Below are 16,664 nucleotides of genomic sequence, written 5' to 3'. Positions count from 1 at the left end.
AAGGCATTTTTGTCTTCCGCCGGGACTTGCCTCTACACGCGGGGGCTGTTTCCCATCATACTGCCCGTCATGGAAAAGACGCAGACAGAATTTCGCCCGTATGTAGCGGCTTCCTTCCCGGCCGGCGGTGCAGCCGTGCCGCTTCACGTCGCCTTCGGTGTCGGCGCGCGGACGGATTTTCCGCCGCCTTTCCGGGCAGGGAGAAGACTGACCGCTGACAGACCGGCCGCAGAACGACCGGCCGCGGAAAGACCCGTGCCGCGCACATCGGCAACGCGAGCCGGCGGCGCAGGGCGCCCGACCCGTCGATGAGCTCACCCGACAGCAGCCGGCCCGCCCCGTCGATCCCGGCAATGGGCAGCGTGCTGCTGGTCGTCGTGGCGGCCGTGCTGTGGGGCACGGTCGGTGTCGCCTCCAAGCTCCTCTACGGCACGACCGCGATCTCGCCGGTCTTCGTCGGCTTCGTGCGGCTGGCGCTCGCCGGGCCGCTGCTTCTGGTCCTGTCGCTTGTCACCGTGCGCGCACGCACCTTCGCCTTCGCCGGGCGCGAGCTGGGCGCGGTTCTGATGATCGGCGTCTCCATGGCGCTCTATCAGCTCTTCTATTTCACCGCCGTCGCGACCGCCGGTGTCGCCATCGCCACGCTGGTGACGATCTGCACCGCCCCGCTGATCGTGGCGCTGCTCGCGGGCGCCTTCCTGGGCGAACGCCTGACCGCGACCGTGCTCGGCGCGCTCGGCATCGGCATCGCCGGCACCGCGATGCTGGTCGGCGTGCCCTCCGATGTCGGCGTTTCGCAAGCGGCGGTTCTCACCGGCACCGCCTGGGCGCTCGGCTCGGCGGCAAGCTTCGCCGTCTTCACCCTGTTCAGCCGGGTGCTGGCGCCGCGCCACCATCCGTTCACGCTGATCGGCATCGGCCTTGGCGCCGGCGCGCTGATGCTGCTGCCCGTCGCCCTGTTCCACATCCCCGCGTCGGTCCCGACGGAGGGACTGGGGCTGCTGCTCTACATCGGGCTGGTGCCGACGGGCTTTGCCTATGTGATCTTCTTCGCCGGCATGCGGCGCACCGGCGCGACGGTCGCCAGCATCGCCGCGCTGAGCGAGCCGCTGACGGCGACGCTGCTGGCCTGGGCGGTCTTCGACGAGCGGCTCGGCGCCCTCGGCCTGATCGGCGCGGCCCTGCTCGTCGGCGCGATGGTGTTGCTCACGCGGAGTCCGCGGCGGACAGGCTGACGGCGCTCAGTCCATGCCCATCGAGACGGTCCGGCGCGCGCGGGCCACGCCCGGCGAGACGAAACGCGCCATTGCGACGAGGCCGACCAGCGCCAGCGGCAGGCTGCCCAGAAACACCCAGCGCGCGGCGGGCAGGAGGGCCTCGGCCGTCTCCGCCTCGGCGAAGCCGGCGGCATTGGCGATGATCCCGATATAGGCCGCGCCCAGCGCGTAGCCGAGCCTTTGCACGGTGGGAAGAGCGCCAGATACCCGCTCGGTCTCGGCCGGATCGGACAGTTTCGTCACCCGGCGCAGGATGAAGGTCCAGGCGATGCCGAAGCCGCCGCCCTCGATCGCCGCGACGAGGGCGATCAGCCAGACCGGGCCGGCCGGCACGGCGACCGCGAATCCGATAATGCTTGCGACCACCATCGCCATGCCGACGGCAATGTATCTGGGATCGTGGCGCGGATCCGAGCCGGACACGAGGATCGCGAAGACCGTCCAGCCGACGGCCGAACAGGCGACCAGATAGCCCGCGACGATGGCCGACACCCCGTGGATCGCCACGACCAGCAGCGGGCCGTAGGCGGTGATCGCGATCGTCGCCGCCGACATCGCCAGCACCATGGCCAGCGCGCTTCCATGCGCGGTGACCAGACCGAAGGGTCCTGGCGGCAACAGCCGGTCGGCGCCGGCGCCCCGGTCCAGCACCAGAAAGACGATCAACAGCACGCCCCCGGCCGCAACGAAGGCGGGCGTCGCCACCGGATCGATGTCGATGCCGGCCCAGGCGATCGAGACGATCCCGGCGGCAAGCACCGTGAGGCGCGCGACCGGCATAGGGCTCGACACCCCGGTGGCCGGCGGCCGCGCGCCGAGCCTGGCGGCCAAACCGATCCACAGCGCGAGCGCCAGCGCCTGCACGGCAAAGAAGACGAACCCGGCCCGCCAGGTGGCGGCTTCGACGAAGACACCGCCGATCAGCGGACCGAGAAAGGACGACACGCCCCACAGCGCCGAGATCGCCGCCATGGCCCGCGCCATCAATCGCGGCGGGAACAGCAGCGAGACCGCGACGAAGGACAGCGCCACCAGTCCGCCGCCGCCCAGCCCCTGCAGCAGACGGCCCGCCAGAAGCACCGGCATGGTCGGCGCCAGCGCGCTGACGAGGCACCCGAGCGCGAACAGGGCGCCGGCGAGCGTCATCGGCAGGCGCAGCCCGTAGCGCAGCGCCAGAAACCCGCCCGTCGCACCGGCGACGATGGAGCCGATCTCGTAGAGCGCCACCGACCAGGCGACCATCGCGCCGCCGCCGATCTCGGCGACAATGGCCGGAAGCATGGTCGCCACGACCAGCCCGTCGGCCGCATGCAGCCAGACGCCCAGGCACACCAGCGCCAGCGCCGGGGCATGCTCCCGGGTCAGGAGTTCGGACCAGGCGACACGGCTGTGGGCGGCGGGATCGGCCATTGACGGCGGCCTTTCGGTGGATATTATAAAAAGCGATTACTTGATAAAATGAGTCCGATGTCAAGGCCGAGCGACGAGCGACTGCTCTATCTGATCAAGAGCCGGGGGCCGGTGACCGCGCGCGACGCCGGGGCGGCGCTCGCCATGACGACGGCCGGAGCGCAGCACTGGCTGGCGAAGCTTGCCGGCGAAGGCCTCGTCGTGGCGGAGGACCGCCGGCACGGGCGCGGGCGCCCGCGCCGCTACTGGGCGCTGACGGCCCGGGGTCACGCCCGCTTTCCCGACCGCCATTCGGACCTGACGCTCGACATGCTGGCCTCGACCCGCGCGGTCTTCGGCGCCGATGGACTCGACCGGCTGATCGCCCACCGCGAAGCCGAGACGCTCGCGCGATACGAGGCGGCGATGGCCGGCTGCGCGACGCTGGAGGCGCGGGTGGCAAAACTCGCCGAATTGCGCAGCGCCGAGGGGTACATGGCCGACTGGCACGCCACCGAGAAGGGCGGCTTCGTGCTGGTCGAGAACCACTGCCCGATCTGCGCGGCGGCCGCCGTCTGCCAGGGTCTGTGCCGGTCGGAACTGGCGATCTTCCGCGCCGTGCTCGGACCCGATGCAAGGGTGGAGCGCACGGACCACGTGCTCGACGGCGCGCGGCGCTGCGCCTATGCGATCGATCCGGCGGCTTCCTGAGATCGCTCCAGGATCCGCGCCGGTGGCGCGGATCTGGATCGTCATTGCCGCGTGCGGGGCTTGAGACGCATGCTCCGCACGGCACGCTTCGCGACAACGCCTCCGGTCAGATCAGGACCGCGGTCGCGGTGAAACCGTCACGCAGCAGTGGTCCTGTCACCACGTCAGCGTCGTCTTGCCGATGGCACGGCCGCTTTCCTGCAGCTGATGGGCTGCCCGTAGAGTGTGCGGGGTCATGGTCCCGCCGTCATGATTGGCGGTGGTACGGATCCGGCCCGCATCGACCAGATCCGCCACCCGGGAGAGCAGGCGGTGCTGTTCGATCATGTCATGTGTTGCGAAGAGCGAACGGGTGAACATGAACTCCCAGTGGAGCGAAATCGCCTTGTGCTTGAGCAGCATCACATCGACAGCCTTGGGATCGGGATCGTCGACCAGGCCGAACCTGCCTTGCGGGGCCAGCATTTCGGCGATCGCCGGAAAGTGATGCTCCGTGCCCGTGAGCCCGGCGACATAGCGCGGCACGAGGCCCAGCGCCTTCATCTGCGCGGGCATGTCGCCCCGGTGGTCGATGACATGATGGGCGCCCATGGCCTCCACCCAGGCCCGGGTTTCGGGCCGCGACGCGGTGGCGACGACGGTCAGGCCGGTGAGGGCACGCGCGAGCTGGATCAGGATCGAGCCGACCCCGCCCGCACCGCCAATGGCGAGCAGCGTGTCTCCCGCCCCTCCACCCTCGGCGATGCCGAAGCGGTCGAAGAGGAGTTCCCACGCGGTGATCGTCGTCAGCGGCAGGGCGGCAGCCTCCGCATGGGACAGGCGCGACGGCTTGCGCCCGACGATGCGCTCGTCCACCACATGCAGCTCGCTGTTCGTGCCCGGGCGGTCCAATGCGCCGGCGTAGAAGACCTCGTCACCAGGCTTGAAGCATGTAACGTCCGCGCCGGTTGCCCGCACGATGCCCGAGGCATCCCAGCCCAGGACCTTGGTCTCGCCGGCGGGATCGACGCCGGTGCGCACCTTGACGTCGACGGGGTTCACCGAGACGGCCTTGACCTCGACGAGAAGATCCCGCGCTCCAGGCTCGGGCGTGGGAATGTCGAAGGCCTGCAAGGCGCCCTCATCCGTGATGGGCAGGGATTTCGTGTAGCCGATGGCTTTCATGAAACATCTCTTTCGTTTGCGCCCGGTCGCGCGCCGCTCTGGGCGGCCGGGCATGACCTCATGTCGTGGCTGGAAGACCCGTCGGGCGCGATCCGACGGAGCGACGCGGGCAGCCTCCTCGCCAGGATTGAACGTGATCGGAGTGCGTGGATCGTTCGTGGACCGGTCCGCGTCACGCAGAGCGGGCCAGCGCGGCCCGGCGACGCACGGCGGAAGACAGGGGGCGGTCGGCCGCGACCGCGGGGTTGCCCGACCGCAGCGCCGGTTCTCGCGCGTCTCTTCGCGTGGCGACGGCCGGCCGGTTCGGCGCGGGAGGGCACGCGGGGAACGCCCTCATGCCAGACGCTCCATCTCGCTGACCACGAAGGCCTCGACGGCCCCCTCGGTCGCCTCCATGTAGGCGGCGATATGCGGCGCATTCATGTGCGCCTGCCACAGGTCACGGCTCGCCCAGGTCTCGTAGAACAGGAAGTGGCCGGGGGATTTGATGTCATGATGCAGGTCGTACCGGATGCAGCCCGGCTCCGCCCGGGTCGGCGCCACAAGCTTTTCCAGTTCCTGCCGGACAAGAGCCTCACGATCTGGCCTTGCGTGAATGGTCGCGACGATTGTCAGGGGCATGTCCTTGCGTCCTTTCCGAAGCATGATTGCGACGAGAGGACAGATGGACTATGCATTCGAACAGAACAAGTACGCACGTTTTGGGCATATAGGTACATAAGGGATACTGTAAACATGACTGCTCTCAAGACGACGGATGCCGACAGACGCCAGCGCTATGACACCTACGACTGCAGCGAGGGCTGTCCGGTCGAGGCGGCGCTCGAACTGATCGGCGGAAAATGGAAGGGGCTTGCCCTCTATCACCTGATGGAGGGGCCGGTCCGCTTCAACGAACTCAAGCGTCAGATGGGGGATGTGACGCAGCGCATGCTGACCAAACAGTTGCGCGAGCTGGAAGCGGACGGGCTGATCCGCCGTGAGGTGTTCCCGGTTGTGCCGCCGAAGGTGGAATACAGCCTCACCGAGAAGGGCGAGAGCTTGCGGCCCATCATCATGGCTCTGCGGGACTGGGGGCTGAAACAGGCGCTGCCGCTCCTTCGGCGTGACGCGACGGCGAGCTCCTGACGCGAGTGTCTCCGCGCCATGCGCACGACCATGCGCCGCCCGATGAGGCCGCTCCACCGCATCGCCGTGAGAAAGGAGAGAGAAAGAAGGTCGCAAAACAGGAAAGCGGAGCGCTCGGTCGACCCTTCTCCGATCCCACTTTTCTGGAGGTGCGAAAATTCCCGGGGAAATTGGCGCACCCGACAGGATTCGAACCTGTGACCTCTGCCTTCGGAGGGCAGCGCTCTATCCAGCTGAGCTACGGGTGCCTGGGGCGTGAAGGGTCACGCGCCGAGCCCGAGGGATAGCCGATCCCCCGGAGCGAGGCAACGGTTTTGTGCCGAGAACCGGCCGGGGCGCGGGCCTTGTGGACGGTCCGACGTGGACGGGCCGGCGCAGCCCCGCATCGCAAGCCGGGTCCGCGCCGCGCCTGTTACAGGTCGAAGCCGAGCATGTCGCCGACGGCGAAGATGTCCTTGTCGCCGCGCCCGCACAGGTTCATGACGATGATCTGCTCCTTGTCCATCGTCGGCGCGAGCTTCATCACCTGGGCGAGCGCATGGGCCGGCTCCAGCGCGGGGATGATCCCTTCCACCCGCGTCAGCAACTGGAACGCCTCCAGCGCTTCCGTGTCGGTGATCGGCAGATAGCTGACGCGGCCCGTCTCCTTCAGCCAGGAATGCTCCGGTCCGATGCCGGGATAGTCGAGCCCGGCCGAGATCGAATGACCTTCCAGGATCTGCCCGTCGTCATCCTGCAGCAGATAGGTGCGGTTGCCATGCAGCACGCCCGGCTTGCCGGCGCTCAGCGACGCGCAATGCTCCTCGCCGGACAGGCCCTTGCCGCCCGCTTCCACGCCATAGATCTTGACGCCGGGGTCGTCGAGGAAGGGATGGAACAGGCCGATCGCATTCGATCCGCCGCCGACGGCGGCGACGAGCGCATCCGGCAGACGGCCTTCCGCCTCCAGAAGCTGCGCGCGGGTCTCCTTGCCGATCACCGACTGGAAATCGCGCACCATTTCCGGATAGGGGTGCGGACCGGCGGCCGTGCCGATCAGATAATAGGTGCTGTCGACATTGGTCACCCAATCGCGCAGCGCCTCGTTCATGGCGTCCTTGAGCGTGCCCGCGCCGGAGGTGACCGGCACGATCTCGGCCCCCAGAAGCTTCATGCGGAAGACGTTGGGCCGCTGGCGCTCCACGTCCGTCTTGCCCATGTAGACCACGCAAGGCAGGCCGAAGCGGGCGCAGACGGTGGCGGTCGCCACGCCATGCTGGCCGGCGCCGGTCTCGGCGATGATGCGGGTCTTGCCCATGCGCTTGGCCAGCAGGATCTGGCCCAGGCAGTTGTTGATCTTGTGGCTGCCGGTGTGGTTGAGCTCGTCGCGCTTGAAATAGATCTTGGCGCCACCGAGCTCCGCGGTCAGCCGCTCGGCGAAATAGAGCGGCGAGGGGCGGCCCGTGTAATGGGCGTTGAGGTCGTCGACCTCCGCCTGATAGGCGGGATCGGCCTTGGCGTCCGCATAGGCCTTTTCCAGATCGAGGATCAACGGCATCAGCGTTTCGGCAACATATCGACCGCCGAAAATGCCGAAGTGACCGCGCTCGTCCGGGCCGGAGCGGTAGGTGTTGGGATGGATCGTCATGCCTCCACTCCTTCCTGAGAGGATTCGTCCTTAGAAGAGTCGCAAGATGATGCCGCGCCATCGCGCGTGGCAAAGGCGGCCCGCGCCGCCGCAATGAACTGCCGGATCAGGTCCGGATCCTTCTCGCCGCGCGCGCGCTCCACGCCCGACGATACGTCGACCGCATCGAGACCGCTCACGCGGATGGCCTCGCCGACACGTGCCGCGTCGAGACCGCCCGACAGCATCAGCGGAACGCCGGGAACGAGATCGCGCAGGATCCGCCAGTCGAAACTGACGCCGTTGCCGCCGGGCAGATCGGCGCCCTTCGGCGGCTTGGCGTCGAACAACAGCCGGTCGACATGGCCTACATAGGGCGTTGCCCGCGCCAGGTCATCGGCGCCCGACACGCCCAGCGCCTTCATGACGCGGATGCCGTGACGGGCCCGCAGCGCGGCGCAGCGCTCCGGGCTTTCCCCGCCGTGCAGCTGCAGCCAGTCGGGACGCACCGCATGCACGATCTCGTCGAGCAGCGCATCGTCGGCATCGACCGTGAGCACGACGATGTCGGCCCGCCCGCGCGCGCGGTCGCCAAGCCGCGCGGCGGTCGCCAGATCGACATGCCGCGGGCTTTTTTCGAAGAACACGAGGCCGACCATCTCCGCGCCCGCGTCGAGCGCGGCGTCGAGCGCTTCGTCGGTCTTCAGACCGCAGATCTTGATCGTCCCCGCGCCCGATGCCTCGGTGGTGCCGCTGTGGGTCATTGTGCGTCCCCGGCCTTGCGCCGTCGTGTCTCAGGTCACGTTGTAGGCGGCAATGGCCGCCATGTTGACGATGTCGCTGTCCTTGGCGCCGATGGGCAGGATCTGCACCGGCTTGTCGAGGCCGACGAGCAGCGGGCCGATCACCGTCGAGCCGCCCAGTTCCTGCAACATCTTGGTGGAGATGGCGGCGGAGTGGAAGGCCGGCATGATCAGCACATTGGCCGGACCGCTCAAGCGGCAGAAGGGATAGGCGGCCATCTTGTCCATGTTGAGGGCGACATCGGCGCCCATCTCGCCATCGTACTCGAAATCGACGCGGCGCCGGTCGAGGATCTTCACCGCCTCGATGACCTTTTCCGAGCGCTCGCCGCGCGGATGGCCGAAGGTGGAATAGGCGAGCATGGCGACGCGCGGCTCATAGCCGAGCCGCCGGGCGACATGCGCCGCCTCTTCCGCGATGTCGGCCAGCTCTTCCGAGGTCGGCATGTCGATCACGGCGGAATCGGCGACGAGCACCGTGCGGCCCCGGCACAGCGCCAGCGACACGCCGATCACCCGGTGGCCGGGCTTCACGTCGATGCAGTTGCGCACCGTGTCGAGCGCCACGGAGTAATTGCGGGTGAGGCCGGTGACCATGGCATCGGCATCGCCGCGCGCCACCATGATCGCGCCCCAGTAGTTGCGGTCGTTGTTGACGAGCCGCTGGCAGTCGCGCTGCAGGTAGCCGCGCCGCTGCAGCCGGGCATAGAGAAAGGCCGCGTAGTCCGCGTTGCGGGTCGACAGCCGGGCATTGTGGATCGAGATGCCGCCGCGGTCGATGTCGATGCCGGCGGCGGTCGCGGTGGCGCGCACCTCGTCCTCGCGCCCGATCAGGATCGCCTCGCCCAGCCCTTGCGCGACGAAGCTCGCCGCCGCGCGGATCATCGGCTCTTCCTCGCCTTCCGCGAAGACGACCCGCTTGGGCTGCTGACGGACCTTGGAGAAGATGCGCTGCAAGGTGCCGGCGACCGGATCGCGGCGGGCGGAGAGCTGGTGGCGGTAGGTCTCCATGTCGACGATCGGCCGGCGCGCCACGCCGCTGTCCATCGCCGCCTGGGCGACGGCCGGCGGAATGGTCGAGATCAGGCGCGGATCGAAGGGCACCGGAATGATGTATTCGGGCCCGAACTTCGGCCGCTTGCCGCGATAAGCGGCGGCGACCTCGTCCGGCACCTCCTCGCGGGCCAGGCTCGCCAGCGCTTCGGCGCAGGCGACCTTCATGGCGTCGTTGATGGTGGTCGCCTGCACGTCGAGCGCGCCCCGGAAGATGTAGGGAAAGCCGAGGACATTGTTGACCTGATTGGGATAGTCGGAGCGGCCGGTGGCGACGATGGCGTCGTCGCGGATCGCATGGGCTTCCTCCGGCGTGATCTCCGGATCGGGATTGGCCATGGCGAAGATGATCGGGTTCGGCGCCATGGCGCGCAGCATGTCCTCGGTGAGCGCGCCCTTCACCGACACGCCGAAGAAGACGTCGGCGCCCTTGAGGGCATCGTAGAGGCTGCGCGCGTCGGTCTCCACGGCGTGGGCCGACTTCCACTGGTTCATGCCTTCCTGGCGGCCCTTGTAGATCACGCCCTTGGTGTCGCACAGGGTGACATTGTCATGCGGCACGCCCATCGCCTTGACGAGCTCGATGCAGGCGATGCCGGCCGCCCCGGCGCCGTTGCAGACGATCTTGGTCGTCTTCACATCGCGGCCGGTCAGATGCATGGCGTTGATCAGCCCGGCGGCGGCGATGATCGCGGTGCCGTGCTGGTCGTCGTGGAAGACGGGAATGTCCATCAGTTCGCGCAGGCGCTGCTCGATGATGAAGCAGTCCGGCGCCTTGATGTCCTCCAGGTTGATGCCGCCGAACGAAGGACCGAGATAGCGCACGGCGTTGACGAATTCGTCCACGTCCTGCGTATCGACCTCGAGATCGATGCTGTCGACGTCGGCGAAGCGCTTGAACAGCACCGCCTTGCCTTCCATCACCGGCTTGGAGGCGAGCGCGCCGAGGTTGCCGAGGCCGAGGATGGCGGTGCCGTTGGAGATCACGCCGACGAGATTGCCGCGCGTGGTGTAATCGAAGGCGCGCGAGGGGTCCTCGGCGATGGCGCGCACCGGCACGGCGACGCCGGGCGAATAGGCGAGCGACAGGTCGCGCTGGGTCGCCATCGGCTTGGTCGGCGTGATTTCCAGCTTGCCCGGCTTGCCCTGTTGATGAAACTGGAGGGCTTCCTGCTCGGTGAAGCTGACGTTGCTGCTGCGTGATTTATCCGACGACGACATTCCATTCTCCTGTTGGCCCGCCCCCGACGGCGGAGGCAGACATTATCCCCTGCAAATACCGCACTCAACCCGGCGAATCGGACCGCGTGGCTGAAACTTTCCCGCCCGTTTGATAAGGGCCGGAGCCGGGCGGCGCGAAGCCCGACGCAGCGGCATGTGGACAGCCGAAACGGCTTTCCCATCGCGAGGACGCGAATTAGGGTCTCAGCATGAACGATCAGGCGACAGAGCATCCCCGCCAGGGGCAGCGGCCCGACGCGGGCGCGGACCGGCAGACGGCGCAAGAGGCGACCCAGACGGGAGCGGCCAAGGCGGCCCAGCCGACGCCGATGATGGCGCAATACATCGAGATCAAGACCGCCAATCCCGATTGCCTGCTGTTCTACCGCATGGGCGATTTCTACGAGCTGTTCTTCCAGGACGCGGAAGACGCCTCGCGCGCGCTCGGCATCACGCTGACCAAGCGCGGCAAGCATCTGGGCGAGGACATCCCGATGTGCGGCGTGCCGGTGCATGCGGCCGATGACTATCTCCAGAAGCTGATCGCGCTCGGCTTTCGCGTCGCGGTGTGCGAGCAGACCGAGGATCCGGCGGAGGCGAAGAAACGCGGCGCCAAGGCGGTGGTGCGGCGCGAGGTGATCCGCCTCGTCACGCCCGGCACGCTGACCGAGGACCGGCTGCTGGAGCCGGCGCGCAACAATTTCCTGCTGGCGCTGGCGCGCGGCAAGACCGGCTCGCTCGACGACGCGACAGCTTACGGGCTCGCCTGGGTCGACATTTCCACCGGCGCCTTCCGGGTCGCGGCCAGCGACGGGGCGCGGCTTGCGGCCGATCTCGCCCGCATCGACCCGCGCGAGATCGTCGTCGCCGACACGCTGCTGGAGGACCCGGGCTTGCGCGCGATCCTGAGCGACACGCCGGCGTCGCTGTCGCCGGTGCCGCGCAGCCTGTTCGACGGGGCCACCGCCGCCGACCGGCTGGCGCGCTATTTCGGCGTGGCGACGCTCGACGGCTTCGGCGACTTCACGCGGCTGGAAACGAGTGCGGCCGCCGGCGCGCTCGCCTATGTGGAGCGCACGCAATTCGGCGCCCGCGCGCCGCTCGACCCGCCCGCCCACGACGGCGCCGGCGCGCGCATGCTGATCGATCCGGCAACCCGGGCGAACCTGGAGCTGATGCGCACCCTGTCGGGCGAGCGCGGCGGCTCGCTGCTCTCCGTCATCGACCGGACCGTCTCCGGCGCGGGCTCGCGGCTGCTCGCCCAGCGCCTGGCGAGCCCGCTCACCGACATCGCCGAAATCCGCCGCCGGCAGGACGCCGTCGCCCGGTTTCACGAGGACACCTATCTGCGCGAGCGGCTGCGCGAGCGGCTGAAGCAGGTGCCGGACATGGCCCGCGCCCTGTCGCGCCTGTCGATGGACCGGGGCGGCCCGCGCGATCTGCTGGCGCTCGCCGACGGGCTGGCCGCGGCGCGCGACATCGCCGGGCTCTTCAAGACTGGCGAGGACGATCCGGACGCCGCGACGGCGGAGATCGCCAATGCGGTGGCCCGGCTTGCGGCGGCGCCGGCGGACCTTGGGCACGAGCTTGGTCTTGCGCTCAAGTCCGATCCGCCGCTGCTCGCGCGCGACGGCAATTTCGTCGCCGACGGCTATCTGCCGGAGCTGGACGAGGTGCGCCGGCTCAGGGACGACAGCCGCAAGGTCATCGCGCAGATGCAGGGCGATCTCTCGGCGGAGCTCGAGATCCGGGCGCTGAAGATCAAGCACAACAATGTGCTCGGCTGGTTCATCGAGGTGCCGGCGGCGCATGCGGAGAAGCTCACAAGCGATCCGGGGCGCTTCATCCACCGCCAGACGATGGCCGGCGCCATGCGATTCACCACGCCGGATCTGGCGGATCTCGAAAGCCGCATCGCCAATGCGGCCGGGCGGGCGCTGTCGCTCGAAACCGAGGTTTTCACGCGGCTCGTCAACGACGTGGTGGAGGCGGGCGGCGCGATCAAGGCGGCGGCCGACGGGCTCGCGGTGCTCGATGTGGCAAGCGCGCTCGCGGACCTCGCCGAGGCCGACGCGCACACCCGCCCGCAGGTCGACGACAGCCTTGCCTTCGAGATCCGGGGCGGGCGTCATCCGGTGGTGGAACAGGCGCTGAAACGCGCCGGCGAGGACGGCTTCGTCGCCAATGACGCATCGCTCGGCCCCGAGGGCGACGAGGGGTCGGGCCGGATCTGGCTCGTCACCGGGCCGAACATGGCCGGCAAGTCGACCTTCCTGCGCCAGAACGCGCTGATCGCGATCCTGGCCCAGATGGGCGCCTTCGTGCCGGCGGAGGCCGCGCATATCGGGGTCGTCGACCGCCTGTTCTCGCGTGTCGGCGCGGCCGACGATCTGGCGCGCGGGCGCTCAACCTTCATGGTCGAGATGGTCGAGACCGCCGCCATCCTCAATCAGGCGGGACCGCGCGCGCTGGTCATTCTGGATGAAATCGGACGCGGCACCTCCACCTTCGACGGGCTCTCCATCGCCTGGGCGGCGATCGAGCACCTGCACGAGGTCAACCGCGCGCGCACCCTTTTCGCCACCCATTATCACGAGCTGACCGCGCTGTCGGCGCGCCTTTCCCGGCTCACCAACGCCACGGTGCGGGTCAAGGAGTGGGAAGGGGACGTCGTCTTCCTGCACGAGATCGTGCCGGGCGCGGCGGATCGCTCCTACGGCATTCAGGTCGCCAAGCTCGCCGGCCTGCCGGCGGCGGTGATCGAGCGCGCCCGCGCCGTGCTGGCCCAGCTGGAGGAACAGGATCGTCGCGCGCCCGGCGAGGCGCTGATCGACGATCTGCCACTCTTCGCCGCGATGCCGGCCGTCGCGCCGGCGCCGACGGCCCCCGTGTCACAGAGCGACCCGCTGGGCGAGGCGCTGGATGCGCTCGATCCCGACGACATGACCCCGCGCGAGGCGCTCGACGCGCTTTACGCGCTCAAGCGCGCCCGCAAGCAGAGCCGCCCGGACGACTGAGCAGGGTGCTGACTATGGGCAAATGACCGGCGCGCCGCCGGTCACTCCACCGCGTCGCTGGCCTGGGCGACCCGTCCGGCCTCCCAGCCGAGAATGGCGCGCTTGCGGGTGAGGCCCCAGTGGTAGCCGCAGAGCGTGCCGCCGCTCGCCAGCACCCGATGACAGGGCACCACGAAGGAGATCGGATTGCGCCCGACTGCGCGCCCCACCGCGCGGGCCGCCTTGGGTTTTCCGAGCCGCGCGGCGATGTCGGAGTAGGTCGTCGCGGCCCCAAGCGGAATGCGCAGCAGCGTTTCCCAGACGCGGATCTCGAAGTCCGTGCCGATCATCACCACGCGAAGCGGCGTGTCGGGCGACCAGGCCGCGGGATCGAACACGCGCCGCGCCATCGCTTCGGTCGCGCCCGCATCCGCGACATAAGTCGCCTGCGGCCAGCGCCGCGTCATGTCCTCGAGCGCGCCCGCCTCCTCGCCGGGCTCGCAGAAGCCGAGGCCCGCGAGACCGTGCTCGGTCACCATCACCAGCGCCAGACCGAAGGGCGAGGGGTGAAAGCCGTAGCGGATCGTCAGGCCCGCCCCTTTCGCCCGGTAGACGCCCGGCGTCATCGCCTCATGGGTCACGAAGAGATCGTGCAGCCGCGCCGGGCCCGACAGGCCGAGCTCGTGACTTGTGTCGAGCACCGTCGCCGACTGGCGCAAGAGGTCGCGGGCGTGATCCAGCGTGATCGCCTGAAGGAACTGCTTGGGCGTGATCCCGGCCCAGCGCGAGAACACCCGCTGCAGCTGGATCGGCTGGACGCCGGCCTCGGCGGCCAGCGTCTCCAGCCCCGGCTGATCGCGCCAGCGTTCGGTGATCGTCTGCAGGGTCCGTCGGACGATGTCGTAGTCGTCGAGGACCGTGTCTCCGACACCCCCCGAAGACGGCATCCCCGAGGCGGGTTTCCTCTGCTCCTGATGCTGATCCCGGCGTGCCTGCATCGCGCTCATGAACCGTTTTCCCTTGGCTGGTGTGGGGCGAGAGTACTCAGGCCGGCAAGCCGAGACCACCCGATTTGCGAGTTGCACGGTATACGCGGACGATCGATCCGTTCCGGGGGCAGGGAGGGGCGATGTCTTGCTTAAGACAAAAACCCGGGCCACGCTGTGGCCCCGGTTCCACCACCTTGCCCGAGCGAGAGAATTCGTCTTCATGCGTGCCCGATCGTCTGCGTCGCCTCTCTCCCCCTTGCGCCGCCCCTTGCGCCCCCATTTGCGCCCACCCTTGCGCAAACGGCTCGCCGCCGCCTGCGCGGCCCCGATCCTCGCCACCATTCTCGCCCTCGTTCCGGGCAAGGCGGCGGCCGACGTGCGCATCGTCTCGGTGAAGACCGATACGCAAGACGTGACCGTGCGCGAGGTGCGCGTCGACGGGCGAACGCTCAAGGAAGCGGGGCGCTCCGACACCAGCCTGTTCGTCGAGGCCGGGCAGGCGGACAGCCCCTTCGACTGCACCCAGACGCTGGCGGTCGGGCTCTCGAACGGGCGGACGGTCACCCGCACGCTCGATCTTTGCGCGGCGAACTACGCAGTGACGGTTCCGGTCGCCGAGGCCTCTGCCGCAGAAACACCCGCGCCGCGCGTGGAGCGCAAGCTCCTGATGATCCAGACCGACGACGACACCGCGATCCGCGAGGTCTTCATCGACGGCGTCGCCATGCCGGTGCGCCGGCGCTCGCGGGCCCGAGTTTTCGTCGAGATGGAAGGCGATCCGGACGACGGCGGCCGCATCGCCTGCCGGCGCGACCTGCGCCTGGTGCTCGCCGACGGCCGCATTCTCAAGGACCGGATGGACATCTGCGGCGACTGGAAGGTCACCATGACAACCCAGGCCCGGGCGGCGGCGGACACGCAATCCGTGCGCCGGGCCGTGCCCTCCGATGCCGGTCCGGCCGCCCCGCCGCTCGCCGGCGGCGTGCGTCGCCCGTCGACCGGTAACGGCGAGACGGCGCTGCGCGGCAGCGCGGACGCGACACAGGATACCGCAGCACCGGAAGACACCGCGCAAGACGCGGGTGCCGGCACGCAGGACACCGCCGCGACCGCCTCCGCCGCCGGACCGACGATCGCCCCCGACCCGGGCGCGCTGCCGCTCTACGACGGCCGCACATGGTCCGTGGCGCCGCTGGGCGGCGACCGTCTCGCGCTCGTCTACGGCGTGCCCGAGACCGACGACCGGGGATTTCGCGCCAGCTGCACGCGCGGATCGGGACGCATGACGACGACCCTGATCGGCACGGTCGACGGCTTGCGGGAGGGCGCGCCCGTCTCCGTGACGCTGGCCGCGCGCGACGTGTTGCGCAGCTACACGGCGCGCGGCTCGTCGGCGAACACGGAAGCCGGCGTCTCCGAGCCGGTGGTGACGCTTGCCGCCGATGATCCGATCTGGACGGCGCTGATCCGCGGATCGGAGCTGACGGTGGCGATGGACGGGGCCTGGGCCTACCGGGTGTCGCTCACGGGCAGTGCCGGGCCGGTGCGCCGCTTCGTCGAGGCCTGCGCGGTGCCGGCGCCGGAGATCGTCGCCACCCCGGACCCGTCCGGCGGCTTCGTCGATCCGGGCGCGGCCGGCTTTACCGGCGACGGGGCGAGCTGCGCCGACGAGGGGTTTATCCGCTCGGTGCCGAGCAGCCGGCCGGCGACGCTGATCTTCCGCAACGAACGGCAACGGCCCGTGGTGGTGCACTGGATCGATTTCGACGGCGACCGGCGGATGCAGGCGCGCATTCCGCCGGGTGGCGAAATGGTGCAGCCGACCGTCGCCGGTCATCCCTGGCTGGTGGCCAATCTGCGCGGGCGATGCCTCGGCATCTACCTGCCGCGCGGCGCCTCGCGCACCGTCACCCTGCGCCCAACCCGCGAGCTGCCGCCGGAGCCGGAGGTTTTCGCGCCCGCCCCAGCCCCACTCGACCCATATCCGCTCGACACGTTCCCGCCTGAACCGCTGCCGCCCGAGCCGCTGCCGCCGGCACCCGTTCCGGCGGGGCCGCTGTTCGGCGGCGCGGAGGACCAGCTGCGCCTCGACTACGACTGCGCCGGCGGGGCCTATCTGACGGTGACCATCGACAATGTGCGGCGCGTGGCGATCGTACGGGAGTCCGGCCTGTCACCGGTCACGCTCGCGGATCGCTCGAACGGGCCGGACCTGCTCTACGCCAGTCGCGGCTATCGGCTGGAGGGGAGCGGCAACCGGGTCATCTGGACGCGCCCCGGCGCGGGCCCGCGCAGCTGCCGCATCTTCTGACCCGGTTTGCGATCTG

At 69.3% G+C, this 16,664-nt stretch carries 12 protein-coding genes and 1 tRNA gene; 5 read left to right on the top strand and 8 right to left on the bottom strand.

The genetic code is table 11. The features are described 5' to 3' along the window. The first annotated feature begins 308 nt into the window (after positions 1–308). Positions 309–1,235: a DMT family transporter gene (locus tag ABL312_RS17925; protein ID WP_349358765.1), complete on the top strand. Its 927-nt coding sequence runs from the start codon at positions 309–311 to the stop codon at positions 1,233–1,235. A gap of 6 nt (positions 1,236–1,241) precedes the next feature. Here the strand turns inward: ABL312_RS17925 and ABL312_RS17920 are convergent, their stop codons facing one another. Beyond that, positions 1,242–2,687 (bottom strand): MFS transporter, encoded by a 1,446-nt coding sequence (locus tag ABL312_RS17920; protein ID WP_349358764.1) that lies wholly within the window; start codon positions 2,685–2,687, stop codon positions 1,242–1,244. A gap of 57 nt (positions 2,688–2,744) precedes the next feature. Here ABL312_RS17920 and ABL312_RS17915 point away from each other — a divergent pair, with 57 nt between their 5' ends. Continuing rightward, positions 2,745–3,377 carry a MarR family transcriptional regulator gene (locus tag ABL312_RS17915; RefSeq protein WP_349358763.1) on the top strand — a complete coding sequence of 211 codons (633 nt, stop codon included), beginning with the start codon at positions 2,745–2,747 and terminating at the stop codon, positions 3,375–3,377. A 156-nt stretch (positions 3,378–3,533) separates the two neighbouring features. Here ABL312_RS17915 and ABL312_RS17910 read toward each other — a convergent pair whose 3' ends face one another. After that, entirely contained in the window at positions 3,534–4,541 is a 1,008-nt protein-coding gene (locus ABL312_RS17910; RefSeq protein WP_349358762.1) for a zinc-binding alcohol dehydrogenase family protein, read from the bottom strand. Between the two features lie 333 nt (positions 4,542–4,874). After that, positions 4,875–5,162 (bottom strand): putative quinol monooxygenase, encoded by a 288-nt coding sequence (locus tag ABL312_RS17905; protein WP_349358761.1) that lies wholly within the window; start codon positions 5,160–5,162, stop codon positions 4,875–4,877. A gap of 114 nt (positions 5,163–5,276) precedes the next feature. On the opposite strand from ABL312_RS17905, the gene ABL312_RS17900 reads away from it, so the two are divergent. Continuing rightward, the gene (locus ABL312_RS17900) at positions 5,277–5,669 is read left to right on the top strand and encodes a helix-turn-helix domain-containing protein (RefSeq protein WP_349358760.1); all 393 of its coding nucleotides are present in this window, start codon (positions 5,277–5,279) and stop codon (positions 5,667–5,669) included. A 171-nt stretch (positions 5,670–5,840) separates the two neighbouring features. On the opposite strand, the gene ABL312_RS17895 is transcribed toward ABL312_RS17900, so the two are convergent. The 4 genes from ABL312_RS17895 to ABL312_RS17880 all read right to left on the bottom strand — a co-directional run bounded on the left by ABL312_RS17895 (position 5,841) and on the right by ABL312_RS17880 (position 10,352). Next, positions 5,841–5,917: transfer RNA gene (locus tag ABL312_RS17895), tRNA-Arg, on the bottom strand. A 164-nt stretch (positions 5,918–6,081) separates the two neighbouring features. Then, on the bottom strand, positions 6,082–7,296 hold the full coding sequence (gene trpB / locus ABL312_RS17890; protein ID WP_349358759.1) for a tryptophan synthase subunit beta: 1,215 nt from the start codon (positions 7,294–7,296) through the stop codon (positions 6,082–6,084). Beyond that, a complete protein-coding gene (locus ABL312_RS17885; protein WP_349358758.1) occupies positions 7,293–8,039 on the bottom strand; it encodes a phosphoribosylanthranilate isomerase in 747 nt (248 codons plus the stop codon). The genes trpB and ABL312_RS17885 overlap by 4 nt, the downstream gene beginning before the upstream one ends. Before the next feature lie 30 nt (positions 8,040–8,069). Next, entirely contained in the window at positions 8,070–10,352 is a 2,283-nt protein-coding gene (locus tag ABL312_RS17880; protein WP_349358757.1) for an NADP-dependent malic enzyme, read from the bottom strand. Between the two features lie 209 nt (positions 10,353–10,561). Between ABL312_RS17880 and mutS the strand changes: the two genes are divergently transcribed. After that, the gene (gene mutS, locus ABL312_RS17875; RefSeq protein WP_374730147.1) at positions 10,562–13,369 is read left to right on the top strand and encodes a DNA mismatch repair protein MutS; all 2,808 of its coding nucleotides are present in this window, start codon (positions 10,562–10,564) and stop codon (positions 13,367–13,369) included. Positions 13,370–13,410: 41 nt separating this feature from the next. Here the strand turns inward: mutS and ABL312_RS17870 are convergent, their stop codons facing one another. After that, positions 13,411–14,295 (bottom strand): methylated-DNA--[protein]-cysteine S-methyltransferase, encoded by an 885-nt coding sequence (locus ABL312_RS17870; RefSeq protein ID WP_349361450.1) that lies wholly within the window; start codon positions 14,293–14,295, stop codon positions 13,411–13,413. A 334-nt stretch (positions 14,296–14,629) separates the two neighbouring features. On the opposite strand from ABL312_RS17870, the gene ABL312_RS17865 reads away from it, so the two are divergent. Continuing rightward, complete coding sequence (locus tag ABL312_RS17865) at positions 14,630–16,648, top strand: hypothetical protein (protein WP_349358756.1); 2,019 nt, start codon at positions 14,630–14,632, stop codon at positions 16,646–16,648. Positions 16,649–16,664 lie beyond the last annotated feature (16 nt).

The organism is Stappia sp., from assembly GCF_040110915.1.
Classification (GTDB): Bacteria; Pseudomonadota; Alphaproteobacteria; order Rhizobiales; family Stappiaceae; genus Stappia.
Note: the sequence above shows the minus strand (reverse complement) of the source record. Positions and strands in the feature narration are given on the sequence as shown.

Bases quoted from the DNA above. Each gene is read 5' to 3' on its own strand.
- ABL312_RS17925 (WP_349358765.1), top strand. From the start codon at position 309: ATGAGCTCACCCGACAGCAGCCGGCCCGCCCCGTCGATCCCGGCAATG.
- ABL312_RS17920 (WP_349358764.1), bottom strand. From the start codon at position 2,687: ATGGCCGATCCCGCCGCCCACAGCCGTGTCGCCTGGTCCGAACTCCTG.
- ABL312_RS17915 (WP_349358763.1), top strand. From the start codon at position 2,745: ATGTCAAGGCCGAGCGACGAGCGACTGCTCTATCTGATCAAGAGCCGG.
- ABL312_RS17910 (WP_349358762.1), bottom strand. From the start codon at position 4,541: ATGAAAGCCATCGGCTACACGAAATCCCTGCCCATCACGGATGAGGGC.
- ABL312_RS17905 (WP_349358761.1), bottom strand. From the start codon at position 5,162: ATGCCCCTGACAATCGTCGCGACCATTCACGCAAGGCCAGATCGTGAG.
- ABL312_RS17900 (WP_349358760.1), top strand. From the start codon at position 5,277: ATGACTGCTCTCAAGACGACGGATGCCGACAGACGCCAGCGCTATGAC.
- trpB (WP_349358759.1), bottom strand. From the start codon at position 7,296: ATGACGATCCATCCCAACACCTACCGCTCCGGCCCGGACGAGCGCGGT.
- ABL312_RS17885 (WP_349358758.1), bottom strand. From the start codon at position 8,039: ATGACCCACAGCGGCACCACCGAGGCATCGGGCGCGGGGACGATCAAG.
- ABL312_RS17880 (WP_349358757.1), bottom strand. From the start codon at position 10,352: ATGTCGTCGTCGGATAAATCACGCAGCAGCAACGTCAGCTTCACCGAG.
- mutS (WP_374730147.1), top strand. From the start codon at position 10,562: ATGAACGATCAGGCGACAGAGCATCCCCGCCAGGGGCAGCGGCCCGAC.
- ABL312_RS17870 (WP_349361450.1), bottom strand. From the start codon at position 14,295: ATGCCGTCTTCGGGGGGTGTCGGAGACACGGTCCTCGACGACTACGAC.